19 protein-coding genes and 2 tRNA genes are annotated in these 19,475 nt (G+C 55.0%); 11 read left to right on the top strand and 10 right to left on the bottom strand.

Annotation, left to right across the window (positions count from 1 at the left end):
- Positions 1-95: 95 nt before the first annotated feature.
- A complete protein-coding gene (gene nfsA, locus HZS52_RS12365) occupies positions 96-827 on the bottom strand; it encodes an oxygen-insensitive NADPH nitroreductase (RefSeq protein WP_159177089.1) in 732 nt (243 codons plus the stop codon).
- 99 nt (positions 828-926) lie between these two features.
- Positions 927-1,418, bottom strand: a complete 492-nt coding sequence (locus tag HZS52_RS12360; RefSeq protein ID WP_167522519.1) for a metallophosphoesterase family protein — start codon at positions 1,416-1,418, stop codon at positions 927-929.
- Positions 1,419-1,651: 233 nt separating this feature from the next.
- Here HZS52_RS12360 and HZS52_RS12355 point away from each other — a divergent pair, with 233 nt between their 5' ends.
- Positions 1,652-2,419 carry a class I SAM-dependent methyltransferase gene (locus tag HZS52_RS12355; RefSeq protein WP_009287581.1) on the top strand — a complete coding sequence of 256 codons (768 nt, stop codon included), beginning with the start codon at positions 1,652-1,654 and terminating at the stop codon, positions 2,417-2,419.
- An 89-nt stretch (positions 2,420-2,508) separates the two neighbouring features.
- On the opposite strand, the gene HZS52_RS12350 is transcribed toward HZS52_RS12355, so the two are convergent.
- Both HZS52_RS12350 and HZS52_RS12345 read right to left on the bottom strand, forming a co-directional pair.
- Positions 2,509-4,188, bottom strand: a complete 1,680-nt coding sequence (locus tag HZS52_RS12350; protein WP_009287580.1) for a methyl-accepting chemotaxis protein — start codon at positions 4,186-4,188, stop codon at positions 2,509-2,511.
- A gap of 129 nt (positions 4,189-4,317) precedes the next feature.
- Positions 4,318-4,884 carry a bactofilin family protein gene (locus HZS52_RS12345; protein WP_223827915.1) on the bottom strand — a complete coding sequence of 189 codons (567 nt, stop codon included), beginning with the start codon at positions 4,882-4,884 and terminating at the stop codon, positions 4,318-4,320.
- 195 nt (positions 4,885-5,079) lie between these two features.
- On the opposite strand from HZS52_RS12345, the gene HZS52_RS12340 reads away from it, so the two are divergent.
- A complete protein-coding gene (locus HZS52_RS12340) occupies positions 5,080-5,646 on the top strand; it encodes a bactofilin family protein (protein ID WP_035538778.1) in 567 nt (188 codons plus the stop codon).
- Positions 5,647-5,661: 15 nt separating this feature from the next.
- Here the strand turns inward: HZS52_RS12340 and HZS52_RS12335 are convergent, their stop codons facing one another.
- Genes HZS52_RS12335 through hemA form a run of 5 tightly spaced genes read right to left on the bottom strand, consistent with a single transcriptional unit; the run spans position 5,662 to position 10,202 of the window.
- On the bottom strand, positions 5,662-6,417 hold the full coding sequence (locus HZS52_RS12335) for a HesA/MoeB/ThiF family protein (protein ID WP_039859611.1): 756 nt from the start codon (positions 6,415-6,417) through the stop codon (positions 5,662-5,664).
- A gap of 4 nt (positions 6,418-6,421) precedes the next feature.
- Positions 6,422-6,922: an Lrp/AsnC ligand binding domain-containing protein gene (locus HZS52_RS12330; RefSeq protein ID WP_190372856.1), complete on the bottom strand. Its 501-nt coding sequence runs from the start codon at positions 6,920-6,922 to the stop codon at positions 6,422-6,424.
- A 33-nt stretch (positions 6,923-6,955) separates the two neighbouring features.
- Positions 6,956-7,804, bottom strand: coding sequence for a peptide chain release factor N(5)-glutamine methyltransferase (gene prmC, locus HZS52_RS12325; protein WP_190372855.1), 849 nt, complete (start codon positions 7,802-7,804; stop codon positions 6,956-6,958).
- A complete protein-coding gene (gene prfA / locus HZS52_RS12320) occupies positions 7,804-8,892 on the bottom strand; it encodes a peptide chain release factor 1 (protein WP_009287574.1) in 1,089 nt (362 codons plus the stop codon). Before prfA ends, prmC begins: the two co-directional genes overlap by 1 nt.
- Positions 8,889-10,202, bottom strand: a complete 1,314-nt coding sequence (gene hemA / locus HZS52_RS12315) for a glutamyl-tRNA reductase (protein ID WP_190372854.1) — start codon at positions 10,200-10,202, stop codon at positions 8,889-8,891. The genes prfA and hemA overlap by 4 nt, the downstream gene beginning before the upstream one ends.
- A 289-nt stretch (positions 10,203-10,491) precedes the next feature.
- Between hemA and HZS52_RS12310 the strand changes: the two genes are divergently transcribed.
- From HZS52_RS12310 to HZS52_RS12270, 9 genes are all read left to right on the top strand, one after another.
- Entirely contained in the window at positions 10,492-12,330 is a 1,839-nt protein-coding gene (locus HZS52_RS12310) for a tetratricopeptide repeat protein (protein WP_190372853.1), read from the top strand.
- A 109-nt stretch (positions 12,331-12,439) separates the two neighbouring features.
- Positions 12,440-13,102: a lipoprotein insertase outer membrane protein LolB gene (lolB, locus tag HZS52_RS12305; RefSeq protein ID WP_190372852.1), complete on the top strand. Its 663-nt coding sequence runs from the start codon at positions 12,440-12,442 to the stop codon at positions 13,100-13,102.
- Positions 13,103-13,116: 14 nt separating this feature from the next.
- Positions 13,117-13,971 (top strand): 4-(cytidine 5'-diphospho)-2-C-methyl-D-erythritol kinase, encoded by an 855-nt coding sequence (gene ispE, locus HZS52_RS12300; RefSeq protein WP_190372851.1) that lies wholly within the window; start codon positions 13,117-13,119, stop codon positions 13,969-13,971.
- Positions 13,972-14,042: 71 nt separating this feature from the next.
- Positions 14,043-14,117 (top strand) — tRNA-Gln (locus tag HZS52_RS12295).
- A 58-nt stretch (positions 14,118-14,175) separates the two neighbouring features.
- The gene (locus tag HZS52_RS12290) at positions 14,176-15,117 is read left to right on the top strand and encodes a ribose-phosphate pyrophosphokinase (RefSeq protein WP_009287569.1); all 942 of its coding nucleotides are present in this window, start codon (positions 14,176-14,178) and stop codon (positions 15,115-15,117) included.
- Positions 15,118-15,213: 96 nt separating this feature from the next.
- Positions 15,214-15,858: a 50S ribosomal protein L25/general stress protein Ctc gene (locus HZS52_RS12285; RefSeq protein WP_009287568.1), complete on the top strand. Its 645-nt coding sequence runs from the start codon at positions 15,214-15,216 to the stop codon at positions 15,856-15,858.
- 192 nt (positions 15,859-16,050) lie between these two features.
- Complete coding sequence (gene pth / locus HZS52_RS12280; protein WP_190372850.1) at positions 16,051-16,638, top strand: aminoacyl-tRNA hydrolase; 588 nt, start codon at positions 16,051-16,053, stop codon at positions 16,636-16,638.
- A gap of 104 nt (positions 16,639-16,742) precedes the next feature.
- The gene (gene ychF / locus HZS52_RS12275; RefSeq protein WP_009287566.1) at positions 16,743-17,834 is read left to right on the top strand and encodes a redox-regulated ATPase YchF; all 1,092 of its coding nucleotides are present in this window, start codon (positions 16,743-16,745) and stop codon (positions 17,832-17,834) included.
- A 76-nt stretch (positions 17,835-17,910) separates the two neighbouring features.
- A tRNA-Met gene (locus HZS52_RS12270) sits at positions 17,911-17,987 on the top strand.
- A gap of 91 nt (positions 17,988-18,078) precedes the next feature.
- Here HZS52_RS12270 and HZS52_RS12265 read toward each other — a convergent pair.
- Positions 18,079-19,383: a M18 family aminopeptidase gene (locus HZS52_RS12265; protein ID WP_027960051.1), complete on the bottom strand. Its 1,305-nt coding sequence runs from the start codon at positions 19,381-19,383 to the stop codon at positions 18,079-18,081.
- Between the last annotated feature and the right edge of the window lie 92 nt (positions 19,384-19,475).

The raw sequence follows: 19,475 nt of genomic DNA, 5'->3' as shown, positions 1-19,475 counted from the left end.
CGAGGAAAATAGAACCTCAACCGATTGACTGAGCGTTCTCTTTTCCAAAAATCCTATTAAAAATAGTGTGCAGCGCACTTTATTTCATTTCAAAACTATTTCATTTCAAAACCCTGCTTGATTAAAAAATCGCGCATATGGGGGCGCAGCTTGTTATCGAACAAAGGCTTGAGATTGCGAGACCAGTCGGTGTCTTTATTACTGCTACTGCGAGCCCGGTAGTAAGCCTGCATGGTCGTATCGAAGGACTCTACCTGTTCGCCGTCTTCAGTGTAGTAGTCTTCTTTCAGAACCGCCTCCACGGGTAAGCGCGGCTTCACTTCAGGCTCTTGATCCGGATAGCCGAGGCACATACCAAACACTGGGTACACGTGCTTGGGGAGGCGTAGCAGGTCGCTAACCTCCTGGGGATTATTGCGGATACCACCAATATAACAGATCCCCAACCCTTCGGACTCAGCCGCCACTGCCACATTTTGCGCCATCAACGCCGTATCCACTGTTGCTACCAACAGTTGCTCGGTCATGCCCCGCACAACGTTTGCACCGGTGCGCTCTGAAGCCTCCGTGGGACGCTTCATATCGGCACAGAAAACTAGAAAGTCTGCACAGGTGGCAATATAACCTTGCCCACCGGCCAGTTCTGCTATCTGCTCACGGTTCGCCTGGTCTTTTACATGGATAACCGTATACGCCTGAACGTGGCTGGAGGTCGCTGCCCCCTGCCCGGCTTGGATAAGCTCCAGCAGCAATTCTTTCGGGATCGGCCGGTCGCTAAATTTACGGATCGAACGGTGGGATTTCAGCAGCTTAATAACGTCGTTCATGGAACCTCGCTTATCTTGATAACGCTTATTTAAAACAGCTAACTAACAGGGTAACAGATTTGTACAACATGACAGGATTGCGGATGGCGTTAAACATGGCTATAGCAAATGCATGATCGCGCCCCGTACGCCATATTGATCTATCCATAATTTGCCTAGGGTAATCGGCAGTTTGAATCGCCGCTTTCCCGCCGCACCTGGGTTGAAAAGCAGCATTCCCTCCTGGTATTCATTGCGGGGCTTATGGGAGTGGCCATGCAGAAGTGCATCGCAAGCCAACCTCGGGTCGTAATCCTCTAAGCGGTGCACAAGGCGCAGGTGCTTCTCGTTCACAATGATGTCCTGATGTATCGGTAAACTCGTCGCCCACGCCGCCGTATCGATATTGCCCTTAACGCAATGCACCGGCGCCAGTGTCTCCAAACGCTGCAAAATCGTTTTATCTGCCTCTTTGCTACCTACATCCCCCAAGTGAAGAATGAGCTCGCACCCCTGCAGCAGACAAAGTGCCTCATCACGCAGCAAACCGTGGGTATCGGCAATCACTCCAACGGGAGAATTAACCCTATAGCAAGGCATAGATGGGCTCATTAACAACCTCTTCCAGCGGCTAAATGGTGTCATTCTAGCTTTTTTTACTAGACCACTATTAAAAGTTGCTTATCAAGGCCGATATCTAAGTTATCAAATAGATAGTGCTGGCGAGTCATTTATTATGATTTTCATTGGCTATCTAATAAGTTAGGCACCAGCAAGCTATACTGATATGGCTATACGTTGATAACTGAATTTTGACGGAATAATAACGACGCCAGGAAGCCGATATGACCCATACCCCTCAAAATGCACCCGGGCAAGAGTGGAATGCCAGCGACTACGCCCAGAATGCTAATTTTGTACCTAAGCTAGGCAGCGAAGTGGTCAAGCTGTTAGCGCCTCAACCCGGCGAACGTATTTTGGATCTTGGCTGCGGCGACGGCTCTTTGACAGAGCGCCTTGTACAACTGGGCGCTGACGTTCTCGGTGTTGACGCTTCAGAAGAGATGGTAAATGCCGCCCGCCAACGGGGCATTACCGCTCGCGTTGTTGATGGCCACCAATTGCCCTTCGACCATGAGTTTGATGCGGTATTTAGCAATGCGGCGCTGCACTGGATGCTTGACCCTCAGTCGGTACTCGCAGGCGTTAAGCGTGCATTGAAGCCGGGAGGCCGGTTTGTGGCTGAGTTCGGTGGTCATGGCAATGTCGCCGCTATTTGCACCGCGCTGATTGCCGCTCTCCAGTTTCGGGGCATTAGCGCCCGCGGCCGTCATCCGTGGTATTTCCCGACCACCCATGAATATGGCCATCTGCTGGAAACCGTCGGTTTCAAAGTAGAAAGCATTGAGCTGATTCCACGCCCGACTCCGCTGCCCACCGGCATGATTGGATGGCTTGAGACGTTTGCTAGCCCGTTCTTACATGGGCTCGACGAGGATGTGCGCGATGCCGTGCTTGAGAATACCTTGACGCTGCTGGGCCACAGCCTACGCGATGAGCAAGGAAACTGGACGGCAGATTATGTGCGTCTGCGCGTTTCCGCCCGCGCGTAAGCGATAGCTGCCTCTGAGGTGTGCTGAGATGTAAAAAAGCTGCCGATGATAAGTGCGCTTGTCACCGGCAGCTTGTAGTTAATTCAGACCTAGAACTCATCCCATTCATCGACGGCCTCTTTTTTACTTTGCGTCGCCTGCTGGCGTGGCGCTGGCTCAATACGACCGTCAACTTGTTGCTGCTGAGTAGTGTCCTTATGCGTCAGCGCAACAGCGCTGGTAGCACTCTCATCAATGCGGAAGGTAGCCATCAAGTCGGCCAGCTCACGGGCCTGCCCCTCTAGAGCGCTAGCAGCCGAGCTGGTTTGTTGCACCAGCGCTGCGTTTTGCTGAGTGACCGAATCCATTTCAGTAAGAGCAGCGTTAATCTGCTCAATGCCACTATTCTGCTCCCGCGTCGCGGTCGAAATTTCGCCCATCAGAGTGGTGACTTGACGAATCGCATCCACTGTTTGATAAATCGTCTGTCCACTGCGCTCCGCTTGTTCAGCGCCGCCGTTAATCTTCGTGGTGGTCTGCTCGATCAGGCTACGAATCTCTTTGGCCGAGTCAGCACTTCGCGTCGCTAGTGAGCGAACTTCACTGGCCACCACGGCAAAGCCACGACCTTGTTCGCCTGCACGTGCGGCTTCAACCGATGCATTGAGCGCTAAAATATTGGTTTGGAAGGCAATAGAGTCAATCACACCGATAATATCGTTTACCTGGCTCGCACTGGCTGCAATCTCACGCATGAGTTGCACCGTGCGCTCCACCTCTTCACCACCTGTCTCCGCCGACTGTGACGCCGCCACCGAGAGCTGATCCGCTTCTTCGGCCGTTTCAGCATTTTTACTTACCGTCGTCGACATCTCCTCCATGCTGGAAGCGGTTTGCTGAAGCGCGGAGGCCTGCTGCTCGGTTCGTGAAGAGAGATCCTGGCTTCCCGCAGAGATATCACCCGCCCCGCTGAAGACCTGTTCGCTACTGCCTCTCAATGCTATCACCAGCTGTTTTAACTTCTCCTGCATGGCCGCCAGGCCACCGAACAACTGACCAATTTCATTACGGCCCCGATCTTCAATTTGACCTGTCAGATCACCATCAGCAATCCGTGCAAAATGCTCACTGGCACGCCGAAGGGGCCTTACAACGCTACGCATCATTGCCCACCGAATGACCACCACGGCCACCAGTGAAATCACTAAAAGGGTAATCGCAATGACGCCAATAGTCGTCGCCAAGCGATTGACCTGCTGAAGAACGCTAGCGCCACGCTCTTCGGTATAAGCAATAAAACCGCTCATGGCCAGATCCAGCTCGGCGCTTAATACTCCCAGTTCCTCTTGCCTGCGCTGGATTTGGAAAGGGGCGGCCTCGAGCAGTGGCGAAATGCCCTCTGTCACAAAGGCATTGTAAGCGCTGATAATCGCATCACGGTGGGGTGCAAGTGTGCCTTCAGGATTGATTGGCACAGCACGAAACTCATTAAAACGTGCCTCTGCCTCAGCTACCGCCTCTGCAGCCATGGCAAGGCTCTCCTGCCCCTTTTCTGGATTACCCTGAGTGCTAAAACTTGCCGAGCGGTCTAAAAACGTTTGTGCTCTGAGTGCGTTGACTTGCGTGCGGTTGGCTAAATTCGTCAGCCGCACGTTGGTAGCCGTCAGTTCTTCAAGCGCCTGAGAGCTATTGTGATTAGCAAAAAAACCAAGACCACTGATCAACCCAATCATAAGCACCAGCAAGGCTAACGCAGCAGTCAGGCTCCATTTAATAGAGAGGTGCTTCATCCCGTTGATCCCTTTTTCGTTTATAAGTCATTTAATTAGGTATCGGCCAGGTTAAAACCAACTGAAGCACTGCAGAGCGAATCTAGACGTTGGTATAATAAATAGCGTGACAGATGTAGCAGCTAGCGGTTAAGACACCATGGCAATTTTGTGTAGGTTGGCCTTCTTAGCCACATCCACCTGGAGCCAAGCTCCCGCCATGCACTCTAGGCTAGGCGCCTCGACTATCCCCTGAATACGCGCCCGAGACAGCAGTGTGGCTTTAGTGTTGGCTTTAAGCGTACCGACCATTTTTCCGTCAATATCGACACTGTTGCCTTCAAGATACGATGCGACGCGGCCAGAGGCAGTCACAGAGACAGGATGATTAGGCGCAATAAGAGTCCCCTCCAAACGGCCCTTAATGAGCACAGGCTCATCGGCGATCACTTTGCCTAAAATATGAGTGGCTGACCCAATTCGGCTGCCACCTGGCATGCACTGGATGGCGGGAGACGTCACAGCGGAGGCTTCTTCAGGTGGCGACATTGCTTCAAAGGGGTGTTCTGAGATGGAAGCGGAATCCACTGCAGGCGCTTTGTGTGGTCTCCCTGCGGCGCTTAAAGCGCGCTGTTTTAGCTTACGGCGCTTGCCATCCCATACGATCAGCGTCATTACGCCAACGCCCAGCACAATAAACCATACTTGAATGCCCATACCGCTTCCTGCCGCTTTAGATGTGGTTGCCCCAGCTAACGTTATACTCGCTCTTTTATATTGCGGCGGCGTGAATAAGCCCACTCACTTGGCTTAACTCCAGGCTTTGAGACAGTAACAAGCCGATTAAGGTATTCAATGCTCAATACCACGCACCCCAAAGGCGCTCTGGCGTCATTCACTAGGAGCCACCCTATGTTTAACAAAGCCAAGAATGCCCCACCTGAGAATAAGGCTGCGGCGCTAACGCCACCTGATACACGCTCATCAGCAACACTAGGCACGCCAACCAGCAGTGCACGACCAAGCCTCTCCGTTATTGGGGGTCATACGCAAGTGGAGGGAGACATTAATAGCGATGAGGATTTGACAGTAGAGGGACGCGTAAGCGGCATTATCACCTGTAAACAACACACCGTGACGCTAGGTGCCAATGGCTATATCAACGGCGATGTATTTGCTCACACACTGCATATATCAGGCGAGGTAACCGGAAACCTGGTGGCACACCACCGCGCAACCATTCATAAGGGAGCCCAGGTTTCAGGCACTATTGTTGCCCCCTGCCTGGTACTTGAAGATGGCAGCGTTTTCCACGGCAGTATCGATATGAACCCCGACAACGATGTGCTGAAAAGTGCCTTTAGCGACGCTATCGGCAGCATGACTAAAACCTCGCCAAAAGCAACCGTTGAAAAGCATTCAACCACGAGTGCGAACGCCGCAGAGCATGACACAACAGAAGCAAAAGCTAACGATTAAGTCGCTTTCAGCACATCAGAGGCGCTGAGCGCACACAGGGCAAGCGGGATCGCGAGGCACTAGAAAGTGCCGCCATTGGCCGCTTAAACCATCAAAGGTAGAGAGGCCTTGGTGGGCAGAACCTGCGCCACTAAGCAGCTTAAAGGCTTCAACCGCCTGAAAGCAGCCGATCAAGCCCACCAGTGGCGCCATGACGCCACTTTCTGAGCAGCTTAGCGCTTCATCGCCACTTTCGTCGGGCGGATAGAGGCAGGCGTAGCAGGGACACTCGGCATTGCGTGGGTCAAAGACTGCCAACTGACCTGAAAAGCGAATTGCCGCACCCGATACCAGCGGCACACCTGCTTTTTGGGACGCCGCATTCACCGCATAGCGGCTTGAGAAACGGTCGGTACAGTCGAGCACCACATCCGCCGAAGCGACTAACCGCTCAAGCGATTCGCCCTCAACATGTTGGTCTAACGCAACCACTTGGCAGTGGGGATTGAGTGCGCACATGCTGGCCTGGGCAGAGTGCGCTTTATTTAAACCAATACTGGACTGCTGATGGGCAATTTGCCGTTGAAGATTGGAAAGTTCAACATGATCGGCATCGGCAATGGTGATGCGCCCGACCCCAGCAGCAGCTAAATAGAGCGCTGCCGGAGAGCCCAAACCGCCGGCCCCAATAATCACTGCATGGGCAGATTGCAGGCGCTCTTGGCCCTCGAAATCCACCTCGGGCAGCATGATCTGACGGCTATAGCGCAGCAGCGCCTGGTCATCCATCATCGGCTTACTTATCCTCAAATTCCTCAAAGGCAGGAAGGTGTAAATTGAAGCTCTCTTTGACCTCTTCCATCACCACGTAGCTTTTCGACTCTTTCACACCCGGTAGCGTTAACACCACATCGCCCAATAGCTGGCGGTAAGCGGCCATTTCGGGAATGCGGCACTTCAAGATGTAGTCGAACTGACCCGAGACAAGGTGGCACTCCTGAATCTGCGGTAACTTCTCCACAGCACGGCGAAACTCATCAAAGACCGCTGGCGACTGCGTTTCTAAGCTGATCTCGACAAAAACTAATAAATTGGCCTTCAAAGCCCGCGGATCAAGAATGGCTTGGTAACCACGAATAATACCCGCTTTCTCCAAACGCTTAACGCGTTCAAGGCAAGGGGTTGTGGATAAACCCACTTCCGAAGCTAAATCGACGTAAGAAATACGCGCATTTTCCTGCAAGCAGCGCAGGATTTTAAGGTCGATACGGTCCAGCGTTCTATTTTTTGGTTTCATGGCAGGATCCAATACTGATGAATCAGGCAGTTATTAAAGGTGCCCCAGGGTAACCCGTTCATGCCCCCCCAGGTCACGAGCACTTTCAACGTTTTTATAGCCAGCGCGCTCAAGCGCCTCGCGCACCATTTCGGCCTGTTTATAGCCGTGCTCTAGCAGCAACCAACCAGAAGCCGTTAGATAGCGCTGCGCGGAGTTTACCAAATGCAGCAAATCCGCCATGCCGCAGGCGTTAGCAACCAGCGCTGAGCGTGGCTCAAAACGCACATCGCCTTCGGCTAGATGAGGATCATCGGCGGCAATATACGGGGGATTACTGACGATAATATCGAACTGCTTATCTGCATCCGCACACGTTTCCAAAGCAGCAAACCAATCACTCTGTAAAAACCTAGCATTGGATATGCCTAACGAGCGCGCGTTACGGTTTGCCAACGCGACCGCCTCAAAGCGCAGATCCACCCCCACTACCTGCCAGTGAGGTTGTTCGCTGGCAAATGCCAGGGCAATGGCACCCGTTCCCGTGCCAAGATCGAGCAGCCGGCCTGAGGGGAGCGTCGCCCGCTTTAGGGCAAGCTCAACCAGGGTTTCAGTATCAGGCCTGGGTATCAACGTATCAGGTGAGGTGGCTAAGCGCAGCCCCCAAAATTCGCGTTCCCCGGTAAGGTAGGCAACCGGAGTGCCCTGGGCACGTGCAGCGATGAGCGCATCGAAACGGGCCTGCTCCCATAAGGGGCATATTTTATCCCCCCAGGTGTAGAGCCAAGTGCGATCACGCCCGAGCACGTGGCATAACAGCACTTCAGCGTCGATACGCGGCGAGCTGGAACCCGCCGCCTGCAAACGTTGGGCAGCCTGTTTCATCAGCGCATCAAGGGTCATTAGACATCCTGAAGGGCTGAGAGCTGTTCCGCTTGATACTCGTGAATCAACGGGCTAATTACATCATCCAACTGCTCGCCGCTGACCACTTCATTGAGTTTATAGAGGGTCAGATTAATACGGTGGTCGGTAATCCGTCCCTGGGGGAAGTTATAGGTGCGGATGCGTTCACTGCGATCCCCCGACCCCACTAGCGAACGGCGTGCATCCGCTTGCGTCTGACGCTGGCTATCGACGGCGTTACGCTTCAACTTCGCGGCCAGTAGCGACATCGCCTTGGCACGGTTTTTATGCTGGCTGCGCTCTTCCTGGCACTCCACCACCACGCCGGTGGGTAGGTGAGTAATGCGGATCGCAGAGTCCGTGGTGTTAACGTGCTGACCACCGGCGCCGCTGGAGCGGTAGGTATCCACACGCAGATCCGAAGGGTTGATATCGATATCGCCCACGTCATCGACTTCAGGCATCACTGCGACGGTGCAAGCAGAGGTGTGAATGCGGCCCTGGGATTCAGTCGCGGGGACGCGCTGTACGCGGTGGGCGCCGGATTCAAATTTCAGCTGGGCGTAAACACCATCGCCTTTGACGCGGGAAATGATCTCTTTGTAGCCGCCCTGCTCGCCGTGACTGGCGCTCACCACCTCGACCCGCCAACCACGTTTTTCAGCGTAGCGGGAGTACATGCGAAACAGGTCACCGGCAAAAATTGCCGCTTCGTCGCCGCCGGTACCAGCACGTACTTCCAGAAACACCCCACGGCCATCATCAGGGTCTTTAGGCACCAGCAGGCGCTTCAGCTCGATATCCAGCTCGGCTAACCGCTCCCGCCCTTCGCTTAGCTCCATCTCCGCCAACTCGCGCATGTCCGCGTCGCTATCGCGGCTAAGCTGCTCGGCTTCGTGCATATTGGTTTCAATATCACGATAGCGCTGCCAGGCCGCCACCAGCTCCTCTAACTCAGCATACTCACGCGAATAATCGCGAAAGCGTTGCTGGTTATTGATCACGTCGGGATCCGACAGCAGCATCGCCAGCTCTTCAAAGCGTTCGGTAAAGCTGTCTAAGCGTTGGCGCAGAGTCTCTTTCATGCGGGCGTATCATCCTTCTGGCGGTTAACCGGGGGCGCTGGTGTAGTCTCAAAGGCAGGCTTAGTGGGCAACAGCAGGCGCGGAGCGGCGTTGAGTAAATCGTGGTGCTCTTCAGACGCTGCATCGCGTATGGCCTGGGTGGGCTGGTGGAGCAAACGGTTAGTCAATTGATGCGCCAAGCGCTCAATGACTTTAGCCGGATCTTCACCTCGTGCCAGCCGCTCCAACGCTTGGTCGCGGGAAAGATCGCGCAGCGCTTCACCATGCTGGCGGTAGTCGCGGATCAGTTCACCACCATTACGAATACGCCGCTCATGCTGCCAACTACCCACCCCGTGTTCGATCAGCGACTCGGCTTGGTCAGCGGCAACCTGGCGATGACGGCGATTTTCCTGGATAACCTCTTCCAAGTCATCCACGGTGTAAAGAAACACATCCGCTAATTCACCCACTTCGGGCTCAATATCCCGAGGCACCGCGATATCAACCATAAATACCGGCCGATGGCGGCGTTTTTTGAGCGCGCGCTCAACCATGCCTTTACCAAGTATAGGCAGCGGGGACGCGGTGGAAGAGATCACAATATCGGCGTTCTCGAGAGCGTTAGGAATCTCTTGCAGGGTAATCGCCGTTCCTCCCAGAGGGCCGGCGACCAACTCAGCGCGTTCTCGGGTGCGGTTAGCAACCGTAAGCTCTCGGACACCCGCCTCATTTAGATGGCGCGCAACTAATTCAATAGTTTCACCAGCGCCGATGAGCAGCGCCCGAGAACGGCTAAAGTCATCGAAAATGCGGCTGGCCATGCTGACGGCAGCGTAAGCCACTGAAACGGGGTTTTTACCGATGCCGGTTTCGGTGCGCACCTGCTTGGCCACCGCGAAGGTGTGCTGGAATAAGCGTTCAAGCTCGCCACCCAAGCCCTTGGATTGGCGCGCCTGCTGATAGGCATCCTTCAACTGCCCCAGAATCTGCGGCTCGCCCAGCACCATGGAATCCAGGCCAACCGCTACGCGCATTAAATGGCGCGCTGCATCGTTGTCTAGATAGTGGTAGGCACAGCGCATCAGCTCATCGACGCGTAAGTTATGAAAGCGTCCGAGCCAATTGAGTACTGCCTGCTCGCCAGCCGCATCCGTGACACAGTAAAGCTCCGTGCGGTTGCAGGTAGAGAGCACCGCCGCTTCACTGATTTGTGGCAGGTTACGCAATTCAGCCAATGCGGTTTCAAGCTGCGTTGGCGTAAAAGCCACCTGCTCACGCACGGCCACGCTGGCGGTACGATGATTTATTCCCAGGGCAAGAAGCGTCATGCGTTATGCGTCTTCGCTAGTGTGTCGGACTTTTTGGCAGCCGTCGTGATGATAAGCGGCTGCACCGTCAATTAGGGCTTGCTAAAACAAGTCTTTAGCGTGGTTCGGCGCTGCCTACAAATATCTGTAAGCTGCCTACAATGGTCTTTAATAAGTAGGCATAAAGTTTGCTGACCACTTTTTCAAGGAGGAACATTCTATCACAGCAGGCTATCATCTGGCCCACACCACTTTGCCGCAGGCAGGCAAGCCGCTATGCTGGGCATCTGGCCACTTAATCGAGAGACGCATGCGACCTCGCTTTTCTTTATCGGGCTCTGGTTTAAAGGGCTCTACCTGTTCGGGCTTCTCACTAGTGAGCGCTATGTTCCGGCATTCGATGCGATTACCTTTGGCCGCTTCTGCTGCTCTGCTGCTGAGCGCCTGCCAATCTACGCCCAGCCCTCAGGATAGCCACCTCGGCACCTGGGCCGATGACCCAATGCGCAATGCGCCGCCAATAACCCGCGGGCTGGATGCCGCAGGGCTCAGTACGCTGCTGGGCGCGGAGCTTGCTGGCCAGCGTGGTGACTATCGCTACGCGAGCCAGGGCTACCTGGAAGCGGCTAAGCGCTATCGCGAGCCAGCGCTTGCCGAGCGTGCCACCTTCGCGGCCCGCTTTGGCGATGAAGCTTCATTAGTCGAAGCCTCGGCACTGCACTGGCGAGAGCTTGCCCCCCAGGCAGAAGCACCCAATCGTCTGCTGGCGGCCTTTTCACTGCAGCGTGGTGATTGGCTCGACAGCCTTGAGCAGCGCATTGCGATTGTTGAAGCTGGCGGCCATGGCGATATCACCGCCTTTGCAGAGATCGCGGTGGCTGAAGAGGCACCATTAACGTTGATCGCCCAGCAGCTGCGTGAGCATTTAGCCCGCCCAAACGCTGACCAACTGCCCCATCACAGCGATGTACTACTGGGCACGGCACTGATTGAGGCCGCCCTGGGTGATACAACGCTTGCCCAGAGGCGGCTTGATCAAGTCGAGTTGCTCGACCCCGAATCTGCTGCGTTATGGTTGGTGAAAGCTCGCTTGGCATTGGAGGTTGAGGATTACCCGGCCGCTCAACGCGCTGCCCAACAGGGCCTTGAACTCGCCCCTGACGATGTGCGGTTTATCCTGCTACTGGCTCAAGCAGAAATCCGCCTTAACAATATTAGCGCGGCTGAAGTGCAAACCAACGCTCTGCTAGAGAGCCATGCAGGCAATGAAGATCTGCGCTTATCGCTAGCCCAGCTTTATCTGGAAGAGGGGCACCCCGAACCCGCGCAACGCTTGCTGCAGCCGCTGATTGGACAACCTAACGTGCCAGATTTAGCCTATTACCTACTTGGCGCCATCACCCAAGAGCAAGGCGATATCGATAATGCGCTGCTCTATTATCGCCAAGTCAGCGAGGGCAGTGAATTTTTGCCCGCTCGCGCGGCGGCCGCGCAAATGCTGATTGAGGAAGATCGCCTGCTGGATGCTCGCGCCTTCCTACGCATTGAACGGATGCGCTTTGATAATTACTTTACTGAATTGGTGATGCTCGAAGTGCAGTTGCTGGACGAAATAAATCAGCCTGCGGATGCTGATGCGCTATTAGACCGCGAAATTAGCCGTACACCTGATGACGCATCGCTGCTTTATATGCGTGCCATGCGGCGCTGGGAAGCAGGCGACATCGCGGGTATGGAGCAGGATTTACGTCAGATACTGCGCACCGACCCAGACAATGCCGAAGCGCTCAATGCGCTGGGCTACACACTGGCCGATCTTAACTTGCCAGGGCGCTTGCAAGAGGCATTTGAACTGATTGAGCGTGCCTACGAGGCTGATCCGGACAACCCTGCCGTGCTCGATAGCATGGGCTGGGTCTACTTCCGCCTTGGCGAACCTGAAGAAGCGCTGCCCTGGCTTGAAAGCGCCTATATGCAGCTACCTGACCAGGAGGTCGCTGCGCATCTGGCCGAAGTGCTAAATGCACTGGGGCGTGATGAAGAAGCGCGCCAGTTGATTCAGCAAATCATGCAGCGGACGAACCAACACCCACTGATCGACGGGCTACTCGAGCGTTATCCTGAGCTAAGCCCTGAGCTCAGTCCTTAAATAAGTCCTGAACTAACGCCGCCAGAGACACCCTAACCCTGCGAACCCCATTTTAAGCGCCCCCATCATGTTACCCTTGCGCTATAACCACCTGACATGGAGCCTGTTTATGTTGACACTGACGTCCCCCTCGCCCCGCTGGCCATTGACACGTCAAACTTCGCGCCTCTGGCTTGCCGGCTTCGCGCTTCTCTTGCTCGCCGGCTGTGCCTCCCAGGCTCCCATGGATGAAAGTGGCCGCCAGGCAGGTCAGTGGGAACGCCAGCAGGCCGATGTAGAAGCATTCGATACCTGGACGCTGGTCGGCAAGGCAGGATTGCGCACCTCAGAAGAGAACGTCAGCGCCAACCTGGACTGGAATCAAACCCCCTACTATTTCCGTATGCTGATCAGCGGGCCCTTTGGCGGCGGACGCAACGTGCTTGAGGGGCGCGAGGGACGTTTCTCCCTCTCCAATAGCGACGGCCGCTTTGAGGCAGAAACCCCAGAAGCGCTTATGGAAGAGCAGTTGGGCTGGTCACTCCCCGTCACCGCTATGCCCAACTGGGTGCGCGGCCTGCCCGGTGATCCTGATAATGACAATACCGGCAGTTATCAGCTAGAAACCGACGAACTGGGCTTTCCTAGCCATCTTGCCCAAGACGGCTGGGAAATCGACTACCGCGACTGGGAGAAAGTCGACGATTTATGGCTGCCACGGCGCATGGTCATGCACTACGATGATGTGCGTATTACGCTGGTCGTCAACCAGTGGCAAGCTAGCGAAGAGTAAAGGTAACCGTTTCAATGAACGCGCCATTAACGCTTCCCGCGCCGGCCAAGCTTAACCGCATGCTGCATATAGTGGGCCGTCGTGAAGACGGCTACCACGCACTGCAAACGCTATTTCAGTTTATCGACCTGTGCGACCACCTTACGCTGGCCCCCCGCGATGACAGGAAAATTCAGTTAACCAGTGAAGTTAGCGGCGTTAGCCACGATGACAATTTGATCGTACGCGCCGCACGGTTATTGCAACAGCATAGCGGCACGGCACTAGGCGCTACGCTTACGATCGATAAGCAGTTGCCGATGGGAGGCGGTTTAGGGGGTGGCAGTTCCAACGCAGCCACCGCATTAGTGGGGCTCAACCACCTCTGGCAGCTCAATCTACCGTTAGTCGAACTAGCTCGTCTGGGGCTTCAGCTGGGGGCCGATGTGCCGGTATTCGTCCATGGCCATAGCGCCTGGGGCGAAGGCGTTGGCGAACGGCTTACCCCGGTGACGCTTGATACCCCTTGGTTTGTGATTATTCACCCGGGTATTAGTGTGTCTACGTCAGGCGTCTTCCAAGACCCGCAATTGACACGTGACAGCCGCCCCATTACTATGGCGCGCGCACTGCAGGGGGGAGCGCCGGAGTGGCGCAATGACTGTGAGGCCGTGGTAAAGGAACGCTATCCGCCAATTGCGGAAGCCCTGAACTGGCTTGCACAGCACGCACCTAGTCGGTTGACCGGCACGGGGGCTTGTCTGTTTGCTGCTTTCGATACACAGCAATCGGCACAAGCAATCGCGCAATTAGCGGGACAACATTGGCCGGCATGGGTAGCACGCGGACTCAACACCTCTCCCCTACATGATGCTCTGGGCTGTTTATAATCCCGCTCTGGGCTATTTACAGTCCCGCTCTGGGCAGTTAAAAGCGCCCGGTCAGCGCGTTAGGTTATTGCTGGGGTATCGCCAAGTGGTAAGGCACCGCTTTTTGGTAGCGGCATTCCCAGGTTCGAATCCTGGTACCCCAGCCAACCCAACAATGGCCTGCGTTTTTACCCCTGATCCCCAACACTGCAAAGGTGGCTGCGCGTGTCAAAATTGATGGTTTTCGCCGGGAACGCCAATCCCGCACTCGCTCAAAAAATTGCCGAGAGCTTAGACAGCCGTATGGGTAACGCTACGGTGGGTCAATTCAGCGACGGCGAAATCGCAGTCGAGATCAATGAGAACGTGCGCGGTAAGGATGTCTTCATTCTACAATCCACCTGTGCACCGACAAACGACAATCTAATGGAGTTGATCCTGATGGTCGACGCACTGCGTCGCGCCTCGGCAACTCGCATCACGGCGGTACTTCCCTACTTTGGCTATGCTCGCCAGGATCGCCGCGTGCGCTCCGCACGGGTGCCGATTTCCGCTAAAGTAGTGGCGGATATGATGGTTAAAGCGGGCGTTGACCGTGTGATGACCATGGATCTACACGCTGACCAGATCCAAGGCTTCTTTGATGTTCCTGTCGACAACGTCTACGGCTCGCCCATCCTGCTGGATGATATCGAACGTCAGAATTACAGCGACCTCGTCGTTGTTTCCCCTGACGTGGGCGGCGTTGTTCGCGCCCGTGCCATCGCCAAACAGCTGAATGCCGATCTCGCCATTATCGATAAGCGTCGCCCTCAGGCCAACCAGGCCCAGGTGATGCATATCATCGGCGAGATTGAGGGCCGCACCTGTGTCGTAGTCGACGACATGATCGACACCGCTGGCACGCTGTGTAAAGCCGGTGAAGCGTTAAAAGATCACGGCGCCAAGCGCGTGGTGGCCTATGCGACACACCCGATCCTGTCCGGCCCTGCGGTCGATAATATTACCAACTCCGTACTGGATGAAGTGGTGGTGACCGACACCATCCCGCTATCTGACGTTGCCCGTCGTAGCGGAAAAATTCGCCAGTTGAGCGTTGCTGGACTGATCGCAGAAGCGATTCGCCGGGTCAGCAACGAAGAATCTGTCAGCGCGATGTTCCACTAATCCGCTGACGATACAGCCCCCTTTTGGGGCCACGGAAACGTCATCGTCTGGTCGCGGTCGGCGGCGTCTTCCTTACTTAAACTAAGAGGCAATTCCATGTCTGATTTTATCCTGAAAGCCAGCGTTCGTAACGACCTGGGGAAAGGTGCGAGCCGCCGCCTGCGTCGTGCGAACCAGCAAGTGCCGGCCGTTGTATACGGTGGCGAAAAAGGCGCGCAGTCCATCGCTGTTGAAAAAACCGCTTTCTACAAAGCGATTGAAGATGAGTCTTTCTTCTCTTCCGTCATCAAACTGATGATCGAAGGTAAAGAAGAGCAAGTCGTTGTTCGTGACCTGCAGCGTCACCCTTTCAAGCCGTTGCTGACCCACGCCGACTTCCTGCGCGTTGATGCGACTCACGAAATCACCATCAACGTGCCACTGCACGTGACGGGCGAAGAGAAGTGTGTCGGTATCAAAGACCAAGGCGGCGAACTGCACGTACTGGCCAACGAAGTGGCGATCAGCTGCTTGCCGAAAGACCTGCCTGACTTTATCGAAGTCGACATCGCTGCCGTTGAGCTTGGCACGACACTGCACTTGTCTGACCTTACCCTACCGGCCGGCGTCACCTCAGTTGACCTGTCCCACGGTGAAGAGCACGACAATGCAGTACTCAGCATCACGAAAGTAAAAGTGCGTGCTGATGCAGAAGATGAAGATGGTGAAAGCGAAGGCGAAGAAGACAGCAGCGCCGAGTAAGTATCCCGTTAAGCATCTTATGGGGGCCATGCCTGCATGGCCCTTGTGATGCTGACACGATGTTAGAATCAAGCGCCTCGGCGCTTGATTTTTTTTAGGGCCGTCGCTGGCGCGGCGTCAACCATGTTTTCTGGATTGTTTTAGTCTTCTGGATAGTTTTGGTCTTCTGAATATTTTGTGCGAGGTGGGAAGATGAGCCAGGTAACAGCCATTATTGGATTAGGCAACCCCGGAGCGGAATATGAAGCCACGCGCCATAACGCCGGTTTCTGGCTGGTAGAGGCTATTACGCAGAGCGCCCATGCAGAGCTACGACCGGAAAAGAAATTTTTCGGCCACTACGCCAAGGTACGCCTAGGCGACCATGAACTGCACCTGCTCAACCCTGCCACCTTTATGAATCGCAGTGGCGCCGCGGTGGCAGCCTTGTGCCAGTTTTTCAAACTTGCCCCTGAAAACCTACTGGTCGCCCACGACGAGCTCGACCTCCCCCCCGGCCAAGCACGCTACAAAACCGGTGGCGGGCATGGAGGCCACAATGGCCTGCGCGATATTATTAGCGCACTAGGCGGCCAGAAGCAGTTTCACCGGGTACGAATTGGCATTGGTCACCCCGGCGAGGCACGCCAAGTCACTAATTATGTACTGGGGCGTCCCGGCAAGGCCGAACACGAGGCCATTGTTCGCGCCATGGACGAGTGTGTCACCACCCTGCCGCTAGCGCTCGCGGGAGACTGGGCCAAAGCCATGAACCAGCTGCACAGCCTCAAGCCAGCATAGACGCCGCCAAAAGCTGTTCAGTTACGCCGGTAGCTGACGGCTAGCGCATCTCGTAGAATGGCGATTACTTTTACGCCCTACCACCTTATTCTCAGGAACATTTTATGGGTTTCAATTGCGGCATCGTCGGCCTGCCTAACGTCGGCAAGTCCACACTATTCAATGCACTGACCAAGTCAGGCATCGATGCAGAAAACTTCCCCTTCTGTACCATTGAGCCGAACGTGGGTATCGTGCCGATGCCGGATCCGCGCCTTGATAAGCTTGCCGAGATCGTCAAGCCACAAAAAACACTGCCGACCACCATGGAGTTCGTCGACATTGCTGGCTTGGTCGCCGGGGCCTCCAAAGGTGAGGGCTTAGGCAACAAGTTTCTGGCTAACATTCGTGAAACCCAGGCAATTGCCCATGTGGTGCGCTGCTTCGACAACGACAACGTTATCCACGTAGCCAACCAGGTCGACCCGCGCGCCGATATCGAAACGATCAATTTAGAGCTGGCGCTGGCCGACCTGGATACTGTCGAAAAAGCCAGCCAGCGTCTGGTTCGTTCGGTGAAAGGCGGTGATAAAGAGGCCATTGCCACTAAGGCGATTCTTGATCGTATTCAGCCCCACGTTGCGGAAGGCTTACCGCTACGCAGCTTTGGCTTAAGCGAGGAAGAGCAGCGCCAGGTGAAGAGCTTCGGCTTTTTGACTCTGAAGCCAACTATGTACATCGCTAACGTCAATGAAGATGGTTTTGAGAACAATCCTTACCTGGATATTGTTAACGAAATCGCCGCTGAAGAAGGCGCGCTTGTGGTGCCTGTTTGCAATCAGCTGGAAGCCGAAATTGCCGAGCTGGATGATGAAGAGCGCTCGATGTTCTTAAGTGAGATGGGCATGGATGAACCAGGCCTTGATCGTGTCATTCGCGCGGGCTACTCACTGCTGGGTCTGCAAACCTACTTCACTGCCGGTGTTAAAGAAGTGCGCGCCTGGACAGTGAAAGAAGGCGCAACAGCCCCCGAAGCCGCTGGCGTGATTCACACCGACTTCCAGAAAGGCTTTATCCGTGCAGAAGTAGTTGCCTATGAGGACTTCGTATCGTTAGGCGGCGAGCAGGCAGCCAAAGACGCCGGAAAATGGCGCCTGGAAGGCAAAGAGTACATTGTCAAAGATGGCGATGTGGTGCACTTCCGCTTTAATGTGTAAGCGGCAACACCCATACGACCAGCAATAAAACATTGACTGAAGGCGGGGTTATCAGTATCATTCGCCCCCGTTGAAAGGCTACGTAGCTCAGCTGGTTAGAGCACATCACTCATAATGATGGGGTCCCCTGTTCAAATCAGGGCGTAGCCACCAAGCATATTAAAAGCCCGCTAATTTTATTTAGCGGGCTTTTTTTGTGTTGCAAAGCTGTTATTGCTAAGCAAAACTCAGCTATTTACTTGGACTAGCTTAACGCAGGACGGTTTAGAAATAGCGTTAGGGCGCGGGTTAGATACTCGACATCTTTAGTACCCGCGGTTTCCCGAATCGAATGCATCGCCCATTGAGGCACCCCCACATCAATAGTGGGCACACCCAGCTCGGTGGCGGTAATCGGGCCAATCGTACTGCCACAGCCCATATCCGCCCGGGTAACAAACGACTGCACGGGTACGTCAGCCTCACGACAGACATCGCGAAACAGCGCACCAGTGACACTATTGGTGGCGTAACGCTGGCTGGAGTTCACCTTGATGACCGGGCCACCATTAATCGCTGGACCATGGCGCTCATCGTGCTTGTCGCGAAAGTTAGGATGCAGTGCGTGGGCATTATCGCAAGAAATCATCAGCGACGACTGAATCAGTTGAATCAGCGACTCGTCGTCTCCCTTGCCCACCTGGCCATTAATGCGCTTTAGCACATCCGCCAAGAATGGGCCTTGGGCACCACAGGCACTGGCACTGCCGACTTCCTCGTGATCGTTGGCCACCAACAAAGCGCCTTGACTGCCATCGCAAGCCAAGAGTGCCTCTAAACCGATGAAGCAGGAGAGCAAGTTATCCAACCGGGCGCTGGCCACCAGTTCTTGCTTAACACCGACCAGGGACGGTGGCTGAACATCGTAAAAGCCTAATTCAAAGTCCACTACTTCCACTGCACGCAGGCCGTGCTGCTCTTCTAACCACTGCGCCACTAGCTCGCCTAGCGTAGCCGTATCGCTCTGCATCAATACTGGCGCCATTTGCGTCTGCGGGTTAATCGGCCGTCCTGCGTTGACATCACGATCCAGGTGAATCGCCAGGCTCGGCACCATGGCAATTGCCTGATCGACATTAAGCAATACGCTTTCCAAGCGACCATCGGCATGGCGCACATGCACACGCCCTGCCAGCCCCAGGTCACGGTCAAACCACGGCGCCAACAAAACACCGCCATACACCTGCACTCCCAACTGTAGCCAGCCTGCAGAGCACTGCGTGGCGTTAGGCTTTAGATGCAGCCCAGGGCTATCGGTGTGGGCACCGATCATACGCAGCGCCGTCACTTCAGACTCAGGCAACTGAAAAGCAATAATCGCCGAATCATTACGGGTGACATAGTAGCGCTTGCCCGGGGTTAGCTGCCAATTGGCCTTCTCTTCCAGCCGCTGAAAACCAGCTTGCTCCAATCGCTCAGCCATATTGCCTGCAGCGTGCCACGGGGTCGGTGATTGGCGCAGAAAATCGCATAACCGCGTTAAACGATCAGCGTTGAAAGTCTCGGACATGGAAATCCTCATAACAGTAATGATTGAGTCTCATCGCGCAGGCGACCTGCTACAATACCCCTTCGACCTACGCAACTCATGGGTCATATGCG

This window comes from Vreelandella titanicae (assembly GCF_014697095.1).
GTDB lineage: Bacteria > Pseudomonadota > Gammaproteobacteria > Pseudomonadales > Halomonadaceae > Vreelandella > Vreelandella titanicae.
Note: the sequence above shows the minus strand (reverse complement) of the source record. Positions and strands in the feature narration are given on the sequence as shown.

Coding starts and splice junctions, on each gene's coding strand:
- hemA (WP_190372854.1), bottom strand. CDS start 10,202: ATGACGCTTCTTGCCCTGGGAATAAATCATCGTACCGCCAGCGTGGCC.
- HZS52_RS12310 (WP_190372853.1), top strand. CDS start 10,492: ATGCGACCTCGCTTTTCTTTATCGGGCTCTGGTTTAAAGGGCTCTACC.
- nfsA (WP_159177089.1), bottom strand. CDS start 827: ATGAACGACGTTATTAAGCTGCTGAAATCCCACCGTTCGATCCGTAAA.
- prmC (WP_190372855.1), bottom strand. CDS start 7,804: ATGACCCTTGATGCGCTGATGAAACAGGCTGCCCAACGTTTGCAGGCG.
- HZS52_RS12350 (WP_009287580.1), bottom strand. CDS start 4,188: ATGAAGCACCTCTCTATTAAATGGAGCCTGACTGCTGCGTTAGCCTTG.
- lolB (WP_190372852.1), top strand. CDS start 12,440: ATGTTGACACTGACGTCCCCCTCGCCCCGCTGGCCATTGACACGTCAA.
- HZS52_RS12265 (WP_027960051.1), bottom strand. CDS start 19,383: ATGTCCGAGACTTTCAACGCTGATCGTTTAACGCGGTTATGCGATTTT.
- HZS52_RS12340 (WP_035538778.1), top strand. CDS start 5,080: ATGTTTAACAAAGCCAAGAATGCCCCACCTGAGAATAAGGCTGCGGCG.
- ychF (WP_009287566.1), top strand. CDS start 16,743: ATGGGTTTCAATTGCGGCATCGTCGGCCTGCCTAACGTCGGCAAGTCC.
- prfA (WP_009287574.1), bottom strand. CDS start 8,892: ATGAAAGAGACTCTGCGCCAACGCTTAGACAGCTTTACCGAACGCTTT.
- ispE (WP_190372851.1), top strand. CDS start 13,117: ATGAACGCGCCATTAACGCTTCCCGCGCCGGCCAAGCTTAACCGCATG.
- HZS52_RS12345 (WP_223827915.1), bottom strand. CDS start 4,884: ATGGGCATTCAAGTATGGTTTATTGTGCTGGGCGTTGGCGTAATGACG.
- HZS52_RS12285 (WP_009287568.1), top strand. CDS start 15,214: ATGTCTGATTTTATCCTGAAAGCCAGCGTTCGTAACGACCTGGGGAAA.
- HZS52_RS12355 (WP_009287581.1), top strand. CDS start 1,652: ATGACCCATACCCCTCAAAATGCACCCGGGCAAGAGTGGAATGCCAGC.
- HZS52_RS12360 (WP_167522519.1), bottom strand. CDS start 1,418: ATGAGCCCATCTATGCCTTGCTATAGGGTTAATTCTCCCGTTGGAGTG.
- HZS52_RS12330 (WP_190372856.1), bottom strand. CDS start 6,922: ATGAAACCAAAAAATAGAACGCTGGACCGTATCGACCTTAAAATCCTG.
- HZS52_RS12335 (WP_039859611.1), bottom strand. CDS start 6,417: ATGATGGATGACCAGGCGCTGCTGCGCTATAGCCGTCAGATCATGCTG.
- pth (WP_190372850.1), top strand. CDS start 16,051: ATGAGCCAGGTAACAGCCATTATTGGATTAGGCAACCCCGGAGCGGAA.